The following is a 17737-nucleotide window of genomic DNA, read 5'->3' as shown; positions in this document are numbered from 1 at the left end:
AGGCACCGCTGCTCCCTTCGGGGGTTGGACAGGACAGCACGAAGCGCCGATCCACGACCGCCGCAGCGGCCCGCCATGCTGCTCCGCGGGCGCCCGCCCGGCATTCACGCTCAGTAGCCAGACCGGTGCGGGGTGAATTGCATCGACGCTACGGTGTGCTCTACGGGCCGATCATCCGACGAGTGGCGGAATATTCCGAGCAGGAACTCCTACGCCTGTCGCGGTTCGGGCACCCGGACCATATTGAACGTCGTGATGCGACGATATGATGCCGGATCGATGCCGGGCCAGGCCGGGCGTCGCCAATGTCAGGGTCGTCCTCAGTAGGAGGTGCTCGTGCGGCAAGGTGACGAGATTGTGGCAGAGCAGCACCAGTCGGCATCGCCCGAGATTGATGCCAGCTTGCCGCACTCGGCGAGGATCTACGACTACTGGCTCGGCGGCAAGGACAACTTCGCGGCCGACCGAGCGGTGGCGGAGGCGCTGGCCGCAGCGATCCCCACGATCCGGGCCATGGCCGCGGAGAACCGTCACTTCGTGCACCGGATGGCACGCCACCTCGTCGTGAAGGCGGGCGTGCGGCAGTTTCTCGACATCGGCACGGGCATCCCGACCCGGCCGAACCTGCACGAGGTCGCCCAGCAGATCGCGCCCGAGACGCGGGTGGTCTACGTCGACAACGACCCGATCGTGCTGGTCCACGCGCGTGCTCTGATGATCAGCACCGAGCAGGGCCGCAGTGAATACCTCCACGCCGACCTGCGTGAGCCGGAGAAGATCCTCCAGGATCCCGCGCTGACCGGCACACTCGACCTCGATCAGCCGGTCGCCCTGAGCTTGATCGCGATCCTGATGCTGCTGAAGGACGCCGATGACCCCTGGGGCAAGGTGCGGGTGCTGATGGATGCTCTGCCCTCGGGCAGCTACGTGGCGATCACTCACCCGACGGCAGACTTCGACCCGGAAGCGATGGCCGCAGCGGTTTCCTCGGCAACTCAAGGCGGCATGACCCTGGTGCCCCGGAGCGAGGCCGAGGTGGCTCGCTTCTTCGAGGGCTGGGAGCTGATCGAGCCCGGGATCGTGCCCGTAATGGCCTGGCAGCCCGACGGCGGAGGGCCGAGCGACCCGCACGCTGCCTACTACTGGGCCGGCGTCGCCCGCAAGCCCTGAGGCCCCGCCCCGGGGCCCCGCGAGGGATCTGAGGATGCCGGCCGCCGTTCGCCGACGGCCGGCATCCCGTACGTCAGTCCGCCGCGATGGTGGCGGCGGGTCGACGTCGCCAGGCCAGGAGGCCGAAGGCCAGGCCGGCCAGGCCGGCGACCAGGCCGGCGATGCCGAAGGTGAGGGCCCAGCCGGTGCGGGCGTCGTCGGTGTCGGTGGCGTCGCTGGCCTCGACCGTGGCGACATTGTTCGCGCCAGCTGCCGGGGTGGCGGCAGCCCCGTGGGCCGAACCCGCGGCCTTGGCGAGCTTCAGGACCGGGGCCGGGTGCTCAACCTCGGAGCCGTCGGTGCTGGGCTCCTCGATCCACCGGACGACCTCGCCGCTGGAGTAGGTCTGCAGCGCCTTGAAGATCATCGTGTCGACCTCGGGCAGTGGGCCGGCAGAGATCTCGAACTCCTGGAACTGGCCCGGCTTGACCATGTTGCCGTCGCCCTCGGCCGTCCACGTGATCTTCGACGGCGCCTCGGTCACCTTGCTGCCGTGCATCTCGAGCGGCTTCGCGAGCGTGGTCTTCTCGACCTGCACGGACCACCCCGTCATCGGCCGCACCGACACCGACGCCACCGGCGTGTCGGCCGGCAGGGTCACTTCCACCTTGGTCGTGCCGGCATTGTCCCGCTCGTTCGGCACCCGGAAAGCGAGCTTCGCGTAGCCGCCCTGGGTCGCCTCCCGCGGGTTGACCGTGACGTGCGCAGACGCCACTCCGACTCCGACGGTCGTCGCGGCGAGCGTTCCGGCCACGGTTGCGGCCAGCAGCCTGGCCACCGATCGTGCACGCATCAACAAAGCTCCTCGATCAACATGTCCGTCCGAGCGGCTACGCCGCCCGCACGCGGTCGCCGCACGGCCACCACTCGTGTTGGTCGTACCCGGGGGCTGCTGAGTTCCCGCAGTTTCCAGGAGAACTGCCCTCGCACCGCATTCCCGTCCAGGACTGCGGGCCGGGCGCGGCCCGATCGCGGCGGTCGCACCGGAAAGGGGCGCCCCGGCCGCGCTCACCGCGGTAGGGGCACGGTGATGACGGACTTTCCGGTCGCGTGGCCGCCCTTGAGCTGACGGATGGCGTCGGGTACGCCGGCCAGCGGCCAGGTACGGTCGACCACGGGGGTGATCTGGCCGGTCTCGATGAGCGCGGTCAGCGCCATCAGGTTTTCGGTGCTCTCCTTGTTCATCAGCGGCACCAGGCGTTGCCCGACCACCGGTGACAGGGCCAGTGCCCGCAACTGCCGGTCAAAACCCTGCAACCACCTCCCGCCGTGCGCTTCGCCCCCGACGAGGACGAGGACGCCCGCCGGGGTCAGGGCCCGACGCAGCCGGGACAGCGACCGGTTGCCGGCGGTGTCGATGACGGCGTCGTAGCGGTGCTCGGGCAGGTCGACGTGGGTGTAGTCGACCACCTCGTCGGCGCCGAGGCGGCGTACCAGGTCGAGCTTGGTCGGCCCGCAGAGGCCGGTGACGTGCGCACCGGCGGCCCGGGCGAGCTGGACGGTGTACGAGCCGACGCCGCCGCCGGCGCCGATGACCAGGACGCGGTGCCCGGGGCGTACCCGGGCGGCGTCGCGGACGGCGGCGAGCGCGGTCTGCCCGGAGATCGGGACGGCGGCGGCCTGTTCGAAGCTGAGGGTGGCGGGTTTCGGGGCGAGCCGGCCGGCGGACGCGACGGTGTACTCGGCGAAGGAGCCGACGCCGGTGCCGTACACCTCGTCGCCGGGGATGAGCCCGGTGACTCCGGGCCCGACGGCGGTGACCACGCCGGCCAGGTCCATGCCGCGGACGCGGTCGCGGGGCCGGCGCAACCCGTAGCCGAGGCGTACGACATAGGGCAAGCCGGTCATCAGGTGCCAGACGCCCGGGTCGACGCCGGCGGCGCGGACCTGGACCAGCACCTGGCCGGCGCCCGGCGACGGCACGTCGATGTCGGCGAGGCGAAGAACGTCGGCCGAGCCGTACCGGTCCTGCACGATCGCTTTCACGATTCCTCCTGCGGGTACTCGAACACGTCGGTGAGAGGCACGCCGAACACGGCGGCGATCTGGAAGGCCATCTCCAGCGACGGCGAGTAGCGGCCCTGCTCGATGGCGATGACGGTCTGCCGGGTGACACCGACCCGCCGGGCCAGCTCGGCCTGGGTCATCTCGTCGTGCGCGAACCGCAGCGCGCGGATGGAGTTGGTGATCCGGGTCGGCTTCACCACGACTGGAACCCCCGCCGGTAGGCGACGATCTTCGCGGCCGAGCCGACCACCGCGGAGAGCACGAAGCCCAGGTAGATGACGTTGGCGATCCAGAACTGGTCCCAGTCGGCGAGCGCCATGGCCAGCGCCGCGACGCCGCCGATCACCAGGAACGACTGGCCGATGTGGTCGCCGAGCCGGTGGATCTCCCGGTCCCGCTGGTCCTTCTCGTTGGCGCCCTCGGGCGAGACGATCGAGACGACGATGTTCAGCGTGATCGACGCCACGATCGACCCGCCTATCGTCGCCAGCAGCGGGCCCGCGTAGGAGACGTCCGCGAGCGGGCCGCCGTCCGCGCGCCCGAGCACGATCACCACGTACGCGGCATAGGCGGCGACCGCCACCAGCCCCATGATCCAGGCGCGCTTCTCCTCGAATGCCATCGGACCCTCCCCAAGTAAAGAATTCTTGACACCATCGAGTGTCAAGCACGGCCGACACCATGTCAAGCATTCTTTACTTCGGCGCAGACCACGCCACCCACCGACGGGCCGCCCGCTGCCCGAAGGCCATAGCCGTCTTCGACTCGCATCGCCAACCGCACCGCTCGCCTGCGCCGGATACGATGAAGGGCCTCCCCGTCAGTCATCGTGGCAACACCAATTCCGAGTCGGCGACCACAGCGCGGACGGCGGTGAACCATGCGGATACAGCCACGTCAGGAGATCCTCGACATCTGGCGGGCCACGGTGCGCAGTTGCTGGCAGAACGGTGAATGGCGCTGGGGCGGCCGAAGCGGCAGCAACTCCATCAGCGACGCCGAACAACTGCTGACCCTGCTGCTGCCGGCGACCAAGGTCCCGGTGCTGACGGTCGACGACCCGGACCGCACCGACGAGGAGGTCCTCGATGCGCTCAGCTCGGTCGGTGGAGCGATCGAGATTCCCCGTCGGCTGGTCGATGTGATGACCGACTATTTCGTCCGATACACCGACGACACCGGCACCCCGGTCTTCAGCGGGGGCGGTTATCTCAACACGGTAGACGGCGGCCCGGACCTCACCGAGGAGCAACGGTCCCTCGACATCGTCGACTCGTTCGCGGTGTCCGTGACGCTCACCCTGGCGACAATCGGTTTCGTCAAGGTCTATCGCGGCTCGACCCAGCGGCGCGATCTGCTGGCCCGGCTGGACGCGCTGGAGGCGATGGCCAGCACACGGCTCAGTGCGGCCATGGTGGGACTGCTGCGCAGCTTCAGCACCTCGGTCTTCACAGCGACGGGCGAGTACGGCGTCCGGCTGTGCGACATGGTCAACCAGGATGCGGTGCCGCGCCGCGAACTCGTGGCGGCGCTGCGCGAGCGACTGCAGGACACCATGGCCAGCCTGCGCAGCGTGCTGATCGGTTCCGGCCGCGTGACCGAGGACCTGGACAACAGCGAAATGCTGTTCGAGTGCGGCTGGTCCTGGGGGATCATCGCCGGGGCCGAGGAGGTGCCGACCACCGAGCCGATCGGCCGCCAGCGCGAGGGCTCGGCGGAGAACGCCCCCTCCCTCTACTTCACGGTCATCGCGATGGACTCCATCGAAGACCTGAACTCCGAGCGCACCCGGCTGCTCGGGCTGCTCAACGAGGAGCAGCAGCGGCTGTCCCGGGCACTGCAGGTGCGCTGGGAGCTGACCCGCACCTACTGGGCGATGGTGGCAACCTTCGACAACCGGCGGCGATGGCCCATCGAGGACGTGCCGTGGCGCACCACCGACGGCGACCGGACCGATTACCACACGCTGCAGGTCACCTCGCTGGCGGTGAAGGGTCTGCTCGCCAGCGGGCGCGGCGCCGACGAGGAGCTCGGGCGTATCGCCGCCGTACTGGTGGAGTTGGCACAGCGGGCGCGGATCACCCGGCGGGCCTCGCCCGGCGAGCCGGGGTTGCTCGTGCACGCGCCGGGTAAGCGGGTCACCCTGACCGACCAGACGTCGAAGCCGATCATGACCTGGAACGTCAGCGAGTTTTCCACCGTGCTGCTGCAGCGGGCAACCACCGTCGCGGGTCTGCTCAGCAACGCCCGGCAGCGCAGCGAGTTACTCGAACTGGCCGACGAGGTGTGGGATCACCTGCTCCTACGGCGCATCCCCGATGGCCAGCACGCAGGGCTGTGGGATCACGTCGGCGGCGCCTTCCCCGGGCTGGCGACGGTGCCGGAGGCACCCTCCTGGTATCTGACCGAGCGGGTGGTTCAGGCGCTGGTCAGCGCCGGCCAGTTGCTCTGGGACCGGCCGTTCCCCCGAGCCGGCCGGCTCGCCGCGTACGCTCAGGACCTCATCGACGAGGCCGAGTACCTGTTCGACCGGGAGCTGATGCGCGGCACGTTCGCCGGTACGACGATGCAACGCAGCATGCGCAGCATCCGGTCCAGCCTGCGCCAGGCGCAACTGCTGGTGGACGATCGCCCCGGCACGGCGGCCGCCCTGGCGAATTCTGTGTTGCTGCTGCTCAACGACGTCGCCACCGTGCAACTGAAGGCCAGCGAGGGGATGTGAATGCTGGTTTTGATCACGTCTCACAAGGGCGGCACCGGGCGCTCGGTGACCGCGGCGAACATCGCCTACCGCAGCGCGCTGTCCGGCCGCCCCACCTGCTATCTGGACTACGACTTCGGCTCGCCGACGGCCGGCATCACGTTTCAGATCCCACAGGCGACCAACGAGGTGGAGGGCGCCGGGCCGAACGGCGGCGGCCTGCACCGCTATCTGCGCGGGGAGATCCCGTCCCCGGAGCGGCTGGACGTGTGGCACACCTCGGAGCGGGCCAGTCTGCGCCAGCGCCCGGCCGGGTCCGGCCCGCTGGTGCTGCTGCCCGGGCAACGCAACGGCAGCGATTTCGGCTTCACCAACGACATCGCCAAGCGCTGCGCCGAGTTGTTCCTCCGGTTGGAGGAGGAGTTCGACCTCACCCTGGTGGATCTCAGCGCCGGCCGGTCCTACGCCAGTCAGATCGTCCTGGCCGCCACCGCCACCCCGACCATGCGCAAGGTGGCCGCCCGCTGGCTGGTCTTCCACCGGTGGACCCCCCAGCACGTCACCGCAGCCGCGGACCTCGCCTTCGAGGCCGGCGGAATCCTGGCCATGGGCAAGGAGTACGGCCACGAGCCGGACCGGCTGCGGGAGTCGCTCCGGTTCGTCCGCACTGCGGTGATCAATCCGCGTGGCCCCGGGATCGGTCATCTCGACCTCGCGCAACAGGCCTTCCTGCGCAAGTGCGACGCGGAGCTGTCTGAGCTGGCCCGGCGACGCGGTGCCGGGCGCACCATGCTGCTCGGCACGGTACCGCTGGACCCGTTGCTGCAGTGGCGCGAGCAGCTGATCTCGGACCACGATGTGCAGGCCAGAATCGCCAACGCCAGTACCGTGGACGCCTTCGTGGACCTCACCGAGAAGGTCTTCGACGACACCGCATGGGAGACCGTGTGATGACCGTGGACGTCAGATTCCAGGAGGCGGCAGTCCACGCCGGTGCGGATGTCGGGCGAGACCGCGTACAGCGACGGGCGCCGGGAGGTCAACACGGCCTCGCCCTCCACCAGGTCGAGCGCCTCGGAGCTCTGTTCCTGGGTCAGCGCCGTGCTGTGCTGAAGCAGGCTCGTGTGCACCTCACCCAGCGTGAGCATGGCGTCCTCCCCGTTACGTCGTTCTCTCGGCTCAGCGTCGAATCTGCCAGCGGCGATCGCCCGTGGTCAGGGACGCCTCATCGCCTCGATGAAAGAGGTAGATAACGGACTGCATGGTGAGCGCAAGGGCGACCGCGGCGGTCCAGGCCCAGGTGAACCAGGCCGGCAGGAGCCGTATCACCACCGCCCCGGATACCGGTGCGGCCGCGATGGCGATGGACAGTAGTCGGGTCCACCTGCTCTGCCGAAACCGCGTGGAGATCGCGAACACCGAGCGGTCATACAACGCGAGCGCGGCCGAGAACAGCAGCGCGGTCAACAGCGCAGCCCACACCGACGGGGTGACCTGCGCGAAGGTGACGGGCAGTGAGACCAGGAACGGGAAGACGCCACCAAACTCCGACAACACGTTGCCCCATTTGGCGTACCGCCCGAAGCTGTTGGTCCGTAGTCGCGCCAGCTCGCCAGAGGTGTTCGCGTAGATGATCAAGGATGCTGTGGTCGCCAATGCGGCTCCCATCAGCAGGATGCGCACCGCGTCGGAAAAATTGGCCGAGGTGAAGGATAGGCCAAGGAGGAACGTTATCGAGGCGAGGATCCCGCCGGAAAACGCCAAACTCGCGGATGTCTCTTCCGCCTGCAACGCCCCCAGGTCGTCCTTCTCGAACCGAGAGATTTCGAAGGCAGGACCACTGGGCAGCTGCACGAGGGCGGTGATGTGGTAGGCCTCCGACGCAAGCAGACTCGACCACTGTGCGCCACCACCGACCGGAACGATGAAGCGGTCGTCGGGGTCGACGTACTCGGTCCGGGACTTGAACTGACAATAGAACCGGTCCTGGCCCGGCCCGAAATAGTCCCGCATCATGGTTCGCACCACGAATCCTCGGGACAGAAGCAGGCCGAGCATCTCCAGGTTCTGCGGGCTGGTGACGGTGGACACGGATCGCCCGCTTCGGCTCTGCTCGGTTCGGTCAGCCTTGAGCAGGTCTTCGAGAAGGGCCGCCGCGAGTCCGCGGCCACGAAACTGCGGATGCACGGCCAGCGCACCGATGTAGAGATGATGGGCGGACGGCAACTCCTGTTGCAGAAAGCCGACGATCTCGTCGTCGACGCGAGCGACTCGGACCCGGCCCTCGCGTACGGCGTCCTCGATCTCGTTCGGGGCAGCAGGCTTCCGGGTCTCGTCGTCGGCCGGGAAGCAAATGCCGTCCAGCGCAAGAAGAGCGGGGATGTCCGCCTCCGTCGCATCGTTCATCGTTGCCGGCCGTGAACCAGCCAACCACTGCGCGTCACTCGCGTCCACTCGATCATTGTGAATGGGATGGTCAAGCCACTCAGCCGCAGCTGCGTGGCGCACCTGATCCACGGCTCCGCCGGTCAGCCCGTGCCGAAGCAGACGAAGGCCGCCGCGGTGGCCCGGGTCGGGCCGTCGCCGGCCGCACCGAACGCCCGCTGAGCGTCGGCAAGGGCCAGCGCGGGACGGGCACCCGCCCGCATCCGCCGGTGCAGGTCCAGCACCAGCGCGGTGGTGGGCCCGGCCGGCACCGGCAGCACGGTCGCGATCAGGCACCGGGTGCCGAGCGCCAGCAGCACCGCGGTGAACCCCAGGACCTCGTCGCCCGGGCGCACCCCGGTCAGGCCCGAGTCGCAGGCGGAGAGCACCACGCATCCGGGAGGGCGGGAAACCCGCTCCCACTCGTACGCGAACAGCGGCCCGTCGGCCAGCTCCAGGCTGGAGAACTGCGGGTTGTCCGCGCGGAAGGTGCCGTGGGCGGCGATGTGCACCAGCCCGGCCCCGTCCAGCGCGGCGGTCAACGCCGTGGCGGTGGCGGCGGAGCCGGTGAGCAGCCGCGCGCCCGGCAGTACCTGCGCGAGCCGGCGTACCTCGGCGTGTGCGGCCGGCAGGCGCGGTCCGGCGGCCAGGACCGGCGGCCCGGTCGGCGGCTCCCGCCGGTCCGCCGCGAGCCAGACGGTGGCCGACGGGGCAACCGTCACGGCCCGCCCCGCGCAGGTCGCCAGCCCCGACCAGGGCACGGCGTGCAGCGCGCCGACCGGGACGATCACCAGAGCCCGATCGGCCAGGCGTCGCCGCAACGGGTCGAACAGTTGACGGTCCAGCGCCGCCGCGGCGTGTGCCGCCCCGGCCCGCGCGGCGGCCCCGTCGCCGGTGGTGACCAGCCGGCGCAGGGCGAACCGGTGTCGCCGGGCCAGCTCCACCGCCTCGGCGAGCGGACCGAGGTCGTGCAGGCTGACCCGCCCCTCGCGGACCAGCACCGCCCGGAGCCGGTCGCCGTGGGCCACCAGTTCCACCAGCACCCGGGAGCCGAGCCGCGCGGCCAGCGCGCCCACGCCGGGCGGGGCGATCACGGCACCGCCCCCGGACGCCCGCCGGGCCAGGTCCCGGATGCGCTGCTCCAGGCGGGCCTGCCGGCCCCGCAGGGCGCGCGCCGGCCGTCCGGCCAGCACCTCGTCCTCGATCAGGCCGCTGACCAGTCGAAGTTCGGCGAGCGCCGCCACCAGGTCGGGATCGTCGGGTGGCCGCCCCGGCCGGGTCCGCAGCCCGTTGGCCCGCCACCGCTCCGCCCAGCTGAGCACCCGCGCCGGGGCACCCGCCCGGACCGCGATGTCCAGGCCTTCGGCTGCCAACTCCTGCCCGTACGTGCCGCTGTGGGCTCGCAGCTCGGTGGCGCCGAGCGACGTGCGGTGCCGGTCGAGCACGGTCAACCCTCGGCGCAGCGCCCGGGCCGCCCCGGGGTCGTTCCCGGCAAGTCGCTGCGACAGGGCAAGGGCGTACCAGCCCTGCGCGCGCCGGTCGGCGGTGCCCCGGCGGCGGGCCCGGGCGGCCACCGCCAGCAGGTCCCGGGCCTGGTCGGCGCGTCCGAGCGCGGCGGCCAGCAGGCCGGCCTCGATCCGGGTGGTCAGCGCCGGGCCGGGCCACCCGGTGGTGTCGAGCTGGTCGGCGGTACGCGACATCGCGTTGAGCAGCGGAGCGGACCGGTTCCCCCGGCGGTACGCGGCGCGCAGCTCGACGTGTCGGGCGAAGACGGCCCAGGTGCGGCGTCCCTGGCGCTGGAATCGGGACCGGGCCGCAGCGGCGGCTCCAGTCGCGGTGTCCAGGTCACCGGCGAGCAGCGCGGCCCGGGCCCGCGCCAGCAGCGCCTCGGCGAGGTCGGAGGCCATGCCCCGGCTGCTCAGCTCCCGCACCGCCGTGCTCGCGACCTCGATCGCCTCGTCGACCAGCGGCACCGACAGCAGCAGCTCGAACCGGTCCAGCAGCAGCGCCGGCCGGGGAACGCCGAGCCGCCGGTACTCCTCGTCGACGGCGGCGAAGCAGCGCAGCGCAGCGGCGATGTCGCCCCGCCGGCCGGCCGCGATCCCGCCGTTCCAGCGGGCGTCCGCCGCCGCCAGGTCCAGCCCGAGCCGCTGGAAGGCGGCCGCCGCACGCGACAGGTCGTCGGTGCCGCCCGCCGCGCGCCGGTGGGCGTTGAGCAGCCCCCGGTTGTTGCGGGACCGGGCCTCCAGCAGCAGGTCGCCCTCGCGCTGCGCGATCTCGATGGCCAGTCCGTAGTCGCGCACCGCCTCGTCGTAGCGCCCGCGGTAGTGCAGCACCACGCCCCGCTGCATCCGGGCCCGGCCCGCGTCGGCGCCGTTGAGCCGGGGCAGCGCCGCGGTCACGGCGCGCAGGGCCGCGCCGGTGCGGCCGGCGTTGGCCAGCACGTAGCCGAGGCTCATCCGGGCCAGGGCCCGGGTCCGGGGCGTTGCGGCGACCCGTACCGCCCGCCGCAGGTGGTGCAGCGCGCCGGGCAGGTCGTTGAGCTCCCGCAGAGCCAGCCCCACGGCCCGTTCGGCGGTGGACCGCTCGTCGGCGGCGACGAGCGACCCGGCGGCCAGCACCTGCTGGGCGATCGCGATCGCCTCGTGTGGATAGCGCTGGACGGCGTCGAGCGCTGCCTGGGCCGTGCCGGCACCGGAACCGGTGCTGTCGGGCATGTCTCACAGAGTCCCCAACTTATTCACTCCCGTCAATCACCTCCCACGTGCGTGTCGGGCATCAGGCATGTCATTGACATACGGCGATGCTTTGGCAGAATCGTGGTCGTCCGGGATTGTGTCCACGCCGGCCCGTTGGCGGGCGCTTCTGTCGACTGCGTGGAGGACCCGTGTCGTCTGACCAACCCGCCGCGCCGCGCCCGGCCGGCCGACTGTCCCGACGGCGGCTGCTGGCCGCGTCCGCGCTCGCCGCAGCGGCGTCGCTCGGTTCCGGCGCCCGCCCGAGCCCGGCCCGCGCCGACAATGCCGACGACGCCGCCTACCAGCGGGCGTTCGACGAGGCGCTCGCCGCCGACCAGAACGTCCGCCGGCACACCGTCCCGGGCCGGGAGTTCCTCTACCGACCCCGGCAACTGCTGGCCGCTGACGCCGACGCCCAGCGCGTCACCGCCTGGCTGCGTGCCCGGGGCTACGCGGTGGCCCCCGAGAAGCGCTTCGCCGGCGTCACCCCGTTGCTGTTCGACCGGGAGACCGAGGTCCCCGCGGTCGTGACGAAGCTGCGCGACCCCGAACAGTGGCCCGGGCAGCCGGTGCCGGCGGTCCAGCCGCACCACGTGTTGCTGGGCCTGGGCAACATTATGGGCAACCCGAACAGCCCACCCGCCGCGGTCGCCGGGCTGGCGCCGCCGGACCCGGCCCGGCTCGGTGAGGGCGCGGGGGTGACGGTCGGCATCTGCGACACCGGCATCTGGCAGCAGGCCGGCAGCTACCACCCGCAGTGGCTCGGCGGGGCGTACGTGCCGGAGATCGACGACGAGGACCCGTTGTACGTGCACACCGACGTGCTCGCCCCGCAGGGCGGGCACGGCACCTTCGTCGCCGGGGTGGTACGGCAGGCCGCGCCGGGCGTACGCCTCGACCCGGAGCAGGCGTTGAACGCCACCGGCGTCGGCGACGAGGCGTCGGTGGTGGCCGCCATGAGTCGGCTCGGGCCGGAGGTGTCCGTGATCAACCTGTCCCTGGGTGGGTTCACCCAGGACGACCAGCCGTCGCTGCCTCTGGCCAACGCCGTGGCCGCGCTGCCCAAGACCAGCGCCGTGGTCGCGGCGGCGGGCAACGCCGGCAGCAGTCGACGGGTCTGGCCGGCCGCGCTGGCCCGGGTCGTCGCGGTGGCGGCGGTGAGCCGGGGCTCCGGTGGCGTGACGCCGGCCGCCTACAGCGGGTTCGGGCCCTGGGTCGACGCCTGTGCGGTCGGCGCGCGCGACAGCACGTACGTCGAGGGCCGGCTGCCCCTGGCCGGCCGGCCGACCCGGGTGTTCCACGGCTTCGCCTCCTGGGTGGGCACCTCGTTCGCCACGGCGTACGTCTCCGGCCGGCTCGCCGCCCTGATGACCGCCGGCGGACTGAGTGCCGACGCGGCGCGGCTGGCGCTGCTCGCGGCGCCGCGCTGGCACCCCGACTACGGCGTGCTCGTCCCGTGAACCGCAGCCGCACGGTGTCGTCGTGACCGGCCGGAGCACGACCAGCCTGGTGGCCGCCGCGGCGGGCGGGGACGAGTCCGCGTGGACGGAACTGGTCCGTCAGTACACTCCGCTCGTCTACTCGGTGATCCGGGCACAGGACCTGAGCCGGGCCGACGCCGCCGACGTCAACCAGACCGTCTGGCTGCGCCTCGTGGAACACCTGAGCCGGGTGCGGGATCCGCAGTCCCTCGCCGCCTGGCTGGCCACCACGACCCGGCGCGAGTGTTACCGGCTGTCCCGCCTCGGCCGGCGCACCCAGCCCTTCGACCCGTGCGACGAGGCGCTCGACGCGTACCACGGCTTCGCCCGCACCGCGGAGGCGGCAGCCCCCGACGAGGAGTTGCTGCACGCGGAGCGGCGGCAGGCGCTGCGGGAGGGCTTCGCGCAGCTGCCGCCGCGCTGCCAGGAGTTGCTGTCGCTGCTGACCGCCGATCCGCCACCCAGCTACCGGGAGATCGCCGAACGGTTGGGCATGCCGGTCGGCAGCATCGGGCCGGCCCAGGCCCGCTGTCTGCGCCGGCTGCGCGGCTGCCCGGCGCTCGCCGCGTTCCTCGGGGCATCGACGACCCACACGAACGGAGGTGACCGCGATGGAGCCGTGGCCGCCGGCCGGTGACGATGCCCTGACGGCCGAGCTGGGCGCGGCGCTGTGGAACGCCGGGCCGGTCCCGGAGGAGTTCCTCACCGCGGCGCAGGCAGCGTTCGCCTGGCGGAACGTGGACACCGACCTGGCCCTGGCCGAGCTGACCTTCGACTCGGCCAGCGACGTGGAACCGGCGGGACTGACCCGGTCGGCCGGCTCGGCGCGGACGCTGTCGTTCCGTACCGGCCCGATCTTGCTGGACATCGAGGTGACCGACGCCGGGATCGTCGGTCAGCTCTCCCCGGCCGCGGGTGGACGGGTCAGCGCGCAGACCGCCTCCGGCACGTACGACGAGGCGCCGGTCGACGCGGTGGGCTTCTTCTCGCTGAGCGCTCCCCCGCCGGGCCCGGTCCGGCTTCGCGCCCGCACCGGCGACTACGAGGTGGCCACCACGTGGGTGTTGCTGCGCTGACGTCGTCGCTGGCTGAACCTGACCGGCGGGTGCGACCGCGACGGGGTCGCGAGCCGAAAGGGCCGCGACCCCGCATGGCGGATCAGTCCTTCCCTGCGCTGATCAGATATTCCACACCACCGAGATCGGTCCGCTGGGCCCCGCTGGTGTCGGGGCCGAACTGGGTCACGTCGAGCGCGAACTCCCGGTCAGTGGCGGCGGCGGCCGAGAAGAGCAGCGAGAACTCGATCCGCTCACCGGGATTCAGCAGCAGGTTGCCGAGGCTACCCTTGCTCAGGTCCACGATCTCCAGTTGGGTCTTGCCCACCTCACGCACGCCCGTGCCGACCTTGCCGCCGGCCTGCCAGCGCTCGAAGAGGGTCTGGCCGAGGTCGACCACGACCCGACCGCCGATGCTCTGGAGTCCGCCCTCCTTGGGCTGGGTGAAGACCAGGTCGTTCTTCGTCGGCACGGCGAGCGAGTTGCCGATGGCGAACGGCCGGATAATCGGCGGGCCGCCCAGGATGAACCGCACCGAGTCGACGTTGCGCCAGGCGATGTTGTTGTTGTAGCGGGTGTTGATGCCGATGTCCGGCCCTTCGAAGTTCATCGGGTCGGTCGGGGACTCCCACCGGGCCAGCAGACAGAAGTGCCCGGGCCCGGGCACCCCGGTCCACGGGATGGTCACCGTCGTGGTGCCCGCGGGGGCGATCACGCTCGTCGCGCCGATCTGGGTCCAGTGTGTCGGCCAGACCGCACCGCCGCCCGGCGTCGTCCGGTAGACCTTCAGCACGCCGGTGGAGGTGCCCGAGCCGTACGGGCCGGGGTTACGCAGCTTCACGAAGATGTAGTTGGTGACGCCGACGATCGGGTTCTGGCTGACGGCGCACTCGACGGCGGTGTGGCAGACCTTGATGTCGGGGCTCTGCCACAGCGGGTCGTACGAGTGCGGCTGGAGGCCGACGTCGGCGGCGACGTCCCGGATGTAGACGTCGGTGCGGGCCGCCGCAGCGGTCTTCTCCTGCGGCTGCGCCGCGCCGGCCGAGGTGACCGTCAGCAGGGCGGCCAGCGCCGCGCCGGTGAGCGCGGCCAGCACGCGTCTCCCTACCTTGCCCATAACAGGCTCTCCCATCGTTCGGGGACCACCGGCCCGGCCTTGTCGCACCGGGTCGACGGCGATGACGGTGTTCAGGAGTGCGCTGCCACGCGCTTGATGCACCGGGACCGGTCACCGCCAGATGGCGTCAGGAGCGACGAACACGACAAGCGCCGCCGATGCGAGAATGCCGCCCTATATCGAGATTGACGAATTGGGCGACCACGGCCAGGGCACGTCGTGGAAGGCCGCTTCGACCAGTAACGCCTCGACATCCCGTAGGAGCCGCTCGGCCCGCTCCGCTGGGAGGTAACGGGTGTCGGCGGTGACGACCAGCTCGACCGCACCCGGGGCGTCGAACACCTGGAGGCGGCAACGCCAGGGAAACCCCGCCAGCTCCGGCAGCCAGCGGAACGCGCCGCGGGCCGCCATCGCCCGCAGTGCGGCCTCGTCCGGGCCCGCGGCGCCGATGCCAACGTCGGGCGAGGACCGGACGTCGTTGAGATAGCAGAACGGTGCCAGGGCGGTCCGGTGGTCGTGGCCCAGGTCGGTGAGGGCGCGCTCCAGCGCGGTCGGGTCGTAGTAGGCGTGCCGATAGGCGTCCAGCGCCGCACGCCGGGCGCGGGACAGCAACTCGGCGAAGCCGGGCTGGTCGGCCAAATCGAGCCGGCAGAGCCCGATCTGGTTGAGCGTGCCGACCGCGAGGTCGTACCCGGGCTGGAAACGGTTGTTCGCCATGACGATCACCCCGCAGCTGTCCCGGGTGCGCGCCGCGCTCGTGACGGCGACGGTCGCCGCCAGCAGGACGGTGGCGGTGGTGACTCCGTGCCGGGTCGCGACCAACCGCGCCGCGTGGTGGACCGCCGGAGAGACCAGCGCACCGCGCCGGTGACGGGGTGCCGCGCCGGGCCCGGCCGGGTCGGCCAGGCTCGCCGTGAGGCAGGCGAGCTGCCGGACCCAGTACGCCACCGCTCGCTCCGAGCGTCGCACCTCGGCGCGGCGCTCCCGCTCGGCGAGATCCAGCGACTGAAGACCGGGCGGGGTGTCCAGTGACCCGCGCAGCAGCATCCGCAGATCACGCAGCACGGTCTCGGCGGTGTGGAAGTCGACGGTGGAGTGGCTGAACACCACCACGACCTGCCGTACCCGGTCGGCCACGGTCACCAGCGCGACCCGCAGCGGCCACTCGGCGACGAGGTCGAAGCGCCTCTCGTCGAGCCGCGCGGCCAGGTCCGCCGCGGCGGACCGGCCGTCGGGGTCGTCCCGCGGTCGCGGCACCGCGTGCACGAGGACGGGCAGCCGACCCGTTGCCGCCGCCTCCTGGTGCAGCTCCCCGTCCCGCTGACGAATCCGGGTGCGCAGCGACTCGTGTCGGGCGACCAGCGCGCCGACCGCCCGCAGCGCCCTCGGCACGGCCACGTCGGCCCGTACGGGGACGGCCAAGGTACGGGGCAGGCTCAGCACCCGGTACGTGGCGGGGGACTCGAACTCCTCGCCGGTCCGCCACATCGCCCGCTGCCCCCAGGTCAGCGGCCCGCTCGCGGCCCGTCCACCATGGAACTGCGCGTACGCCACCTCCTCGACGCCCGCAGGCGTCACCGGGACGGGAGCGGCCACGGATGCCCCGCCGGCGGGCGACCACGGCCAGGGCACCTCGGCGAAGGCCGCCTCCACCAGCAACTCCTCCAGCCCGCGCAGGAACGGCTCGACGGTGTCCAGCGCGACGTGCCGGGTGTCGACAGTGAGCGTGACACCCAGCCCGGCCGGCTCGTCGACCACATGGGTCAGCAGGTGCCAGGCCGCCTGGTTCAGCCCGGCGGTCCAGGAAAAGGTGCTGCCCGCCATGGCGGCCCGCAGCTCGCCCCGGGTCGCCGCCGGCACCGGGTCAGGCCCGCCGACGGGCAGCCGGACATCGTTGAAATAGTAGTGCGGCAGAAACGCCGAAGCCTGGTCGACGCCCAGTTCCTCGAATGCGCGGCGCAGCGCCGAAGGATTGTAATAGGCGTGCCGCAGGCCGTCCAGCGAGGTCGTCCAGACACGGGACAGCAGTTCGGTGAAATCGGGGCGTCCCGCCAAATCCAGCACACCGAAACCGATCTGGCCGAGATTCGCGACAGCATTCGCGTACCCGGCGCGGAACCGGTTGTGCGCCATCGGAAATAGGCCGCAGATCCGTCGCTCGGTGCCGCCGGCGGCCAGCGCCGTCACGCCGGCCAGCAGCACTGCGGAGACGCTGACCCGATGCCGGACGGCGATCAGCCGGGCGGCCGTGTCGGCGGCCGAGGAGACCAGCACCCCACGGCGCAGCGGCGGCTCCAGCCCCGGGCCGGTCGGGGACCACGGCTCGGACGGCAGTCGGCCGAGCTCCCGCAGCCAGTACGCCACCGCCCGCTCCGAACGGCCCCCGTCGGGCCCGTGCTGCAACCGGGCCACGTCCACCGACTGGGGGCCGGGCGGTGCCGGCAGGCCACCGCGCAGCAGGATCAGCCGCAGGTCCCGCAACACCACCTCGGCGGCGTGCGCGTCCACGGTGGAGTGACTGAACACCACCACGATCTGCCGTACCCGGTCGTCAACCGTCACCAGCGCGACGCGCAGCGGCCACTCCTCGGCGTGGTCGAACGCCACGTCGCCGAGGTTGCCGGCGGCGGCCCGGGCGGCCTCGGCGCCGTCGCCCGCGCCCGCGCGGACCAGCAGCGGCAGCACTCCGGCCGTCGCCGTTTCCTGGCGCGGCTCGCCGTCGACCTCCCGGACGCGGGTGCGCAACGACCCGTGCCGGCTCATCAGCGCGCCCACCGCCCGGGCCACGGCGGTCACGTCCGCGCCGGCCCGCGCGGACACCGGCACCGTACGCCGCAGGTTGAGGAAGACGTGGTTCGAGCCGTACCGGGCGATAGATCGCCACATCACCTGTTGGGCCCAGGTCAGCGGCGCGGACCCGGCCCCCGCACCGGAGAACTCGGCGTGGACAAGGGTCTCCGAGGCCCATTCGGCGGGCACCACCACGTCAGCGAATCGCATTCCCG

Annotated in this window: 14 protein-coding genes; 6 read left to right on the top strand and 8 right to left on the bottom strand. The window is 71.9% G+C overall.

Annotated features, from left to right (window positions below; genetic code table 11):
* The first annotated feature begins 357 nt into the window (after window positions 1–357).
* Window positions 358–1170, top strand: coding sequence for an SAM-dependent methyltransferase (locus tag ABZ671_RS27805; RefSeq protein ID WP_357863678.1), 813 nt, complete (start codon window positions 358–360; stop codon window positions 1168–1170).
* A gap of 73 nt (window positions 1171–1243) precedes the next feature.
* On the opposite strand, the gene ABZ671_RS27800 is transcribed toward ABZ671_RS27805, so the two are convergent.
* The 4 genes from ABZ671_RS27800 to ABZ671_RS27785 all read right to left on the bottom strand — a co-directional run bounded on the left by ABZ671_RS27800 (window position 1244) and on the right by ABZ671_RS27785 (window position 3838).
* A complete protein-coding gene (locus ABZ671_RS27800) occupies window positions 1244–2002 on the bottom strand; it encodes a YcnI family protein (protein ID WP_357863673.1) in 759 nt (252 codons plus the stop codon).
* A gap of 215 nt (window positions 2003–2217) precedes the next feature.
* The gene (locus ABZ671_RS27795; protein ID WP_357863671.1) at window positions 2218–3195 is read right to left on the bottom strand and encodes an NAD(P)-dependent alcohol dehydrogenase; all 978 of its coding nucleotides are present in this window, start codon (window positions 3193–3195) and stop codon (window positions 2218–2220) included.
* The gene (locus tag ABZ671_RS27790) at window positions 3192–3398 is read right to left on the bottom strand and encodes a helix-turn-helix transcriptional regulator (RefSeq protein ID WP_357548630.1); all 207 of its coding nucleotides are present in this window, start codon (window positions 3396–3398) and stop codon (window positions 3192–3194) included. The genes ABZ671_RS27795 and ABZ671_RS27790 overlap by 4 nt, the downstream gene beginning before the upstream one ends.
* A gap of 11 nt (window positions 3399–3409) precedes the next feature.
* The gene (locus ABZ671_RS27785; RefSeq protein WP_357863670.1) at window positions 3410–3838 is read right to left on the bottom strand and encodes a hypothetical protein; all 429 of its coding nucleotides are present in this window, start codon (window positions 3836–3838) and stop codon (window positions 3410–3412) included.
* Between the two features lie 258 nt (window positions 3839–4096).
* Between ABZ671_RS27785 and ABZ671_RS27780 the strand changes: the two genes are divergently transcribed.
* Window positions 4097–5938, top strand: a complete 1842-nt coding sequence (locus tag ABZ671_RS27780; protein ID WP_357863668.1) for an SCO2524 family protein — start codon at window positions 4097–4099, stop codon at window positions 5936–5938.
* Entirely contained in the window at window positions 5939–6868 is a 930-nt protein-coding gene (locus ABZ671_RS27775; protein ID WP_357863666.1) for an SCO2523 family variant P-loop protein, read from the top strand. It abuts the gene before it with no gap.
* Between the two features lie 228 nt (window positions 6869–7096).
* Here the strand turns inward: ABZ671_RS27775 and ABZ671_RS27770 are convergent, their stop codons facing one another.
* Window positions 7097–8371 carry a GNAT family N-acetyltransferase gene (locus ABZ671_RS27770; RefSeq protein WP_357863664.1) on the bottom strand — a complete coding sequence of 425 codons (1275 nt, stop codon included), beginning with the start codon at window positions 8369–8371 and terminating at the stop codon, window positions 7097–7099.
* A 74-nt stretch (window positions 8372–8445) separates the two neighbouring features.
* Window positions 8446–11058, bottom strand: a complete 2613-nt coding sequence (locus tag ABZ671_RS27765; RefSeq protein ID WP_357863662.1) for a CHAT domain-containing protein — start codon at window positions 11056–11058, stop codon at window positions 8446–8448.
* Between the two features lie 170 nt (window positions 11059–11228).
* Between ABZ671_RS27765 and ABZ671_RS27760 the strand changes: the two genes are divergently transcribed.
* From ABZ671_RS27760 to ABZ671_RS27750, 3 genes are read left to right on the top strand one after another with little or no spacing between them, the layout of a single operon-like run.
* Window positions 11229–12539 (top strand): S8/S53 family peptidase, encoded by a 1311-nt coding sequence (locus ABZ671_RS27760; protein ID WP_357863660.1) that lies wholly within the window; start codon window positions 11229–11231, stop codon window positions 12537–12539.
* A gap of 22 nt (window positions 12540–12561) precedes the next feature.
* Entirely contained in the window at window positions 12562–13197 is a 636-nt protein-coding gene (locus ABZ671_RS27755) for a sigma-70 family RNA polymerase sigma factor (protein WP_357863658.1), read from the top strand.
* Window positions 13172–13636, top strand: a complete 465-nt coding sequence (locus ABZ671_RS27750; protein ID WP_357863656.1) for a hypothetical protein — start codon at window positions 13172–13174, stop codon at window positions 13634–13636. Before ABZ671_RS27755 ends, ABZ671_RS27750 begins: the two co-directional genes overlap by 26 nt.
* An 82-nt stretch (window positions 13637–13718) precedes the next feature.
* Here the strand turns inward: ABZ671_RS27750 and ABZ671_RS27745 are convergent, their stop codons facing one another.
* Complete coding sequence (locus ABZ671_RS27745; protein ID WP_357863654.1) at window positions 13719–14711, bottom strand: hypothetical protein; 993 nt, start codon at window positions 14709–14711, stop codon at window positions 13719–13721.
* Between the two features lie 195 nt (window positions 14712–14906).
* Window positions 14907–17732 (bottom strand): condensation domain-containing protein, encoded by a 2826-nt coding sequence (locus ABZ671_RS27740; protein WP_357863650.1) that lies wholly within the window; start codon window positions 17730–17732, stop codon window positions 14907–14909.
* Between the last annotated feature and the right edge of the window lie 5 nt (window positions 17733–17737).

Source organism: Micromonospora sp. NPDC006766 (assembly GCF_040636055.1).
Taxonomy (GTDB): domain Bacteria; phylum Actinomycetota; class Actinomycetes; order Mycobacteriales; family Micromonosporaceae; genus Micromonospora.
Note: the sequence above shows the minus strand (reverse complement) of the source record. Positions and strands in the feature narration are given on the sequence as shown.

Bases quoted from the DNA above. Each gene is read 5' to 3' on its own strand.
- ABZ671_RS27775 (WP_357863666.1), top strand. From the start codon at position 5,939: ATGCTGGTTTTGATCACGTCTCACAAGGGCGGCACCGGGCGCTCGGTG.
- ABZ671_RS27785 (WP_357863670.1), bottom strand. From the start codon at position 3,838: ATGGCATTCGAGGAGAAGCGCGCCTGGATCATGGGGCTGGTGGCGGTC.
- ABZ671_RS27765 (WP_357863662.1), bottom strand. From the start codon at position 11,058: ATGCCCGACAGCACCGGTTCCGGTGCCGGCACGGCCCAGGCAGCGCTC.
- ABZ671_RS27780 (WP_357863668.1), top strand. From the start codon at position 4,097: ATGCGGATACAGCCACGTCAGGAGATCCTCGACATCTGGCGGGCCACG.
- ABZ671_RS27740 (WP_357863650.1), bottom strand. From the start codon at position 17,732: ATGCGATTCGCTGACGTGGTGGTGCCCGCCGAATGGGCCTCGGAGACC.
- ABZ671_RS27800 (WP_357863673.1), bottom strand. From the start codon at position 2,002: ATGCGTGCACGATCGGTGGCCAGGCTGCTGGCCGCAACCGTGGCCGGA.
- ABZ671_RS27750 (WP_357863656.1), top strand. From the start codon at position 13,172: ATGGAGCCGTGGCCGCCGGCCGGTGACGATGCCCTGACGGCCGAGCTG.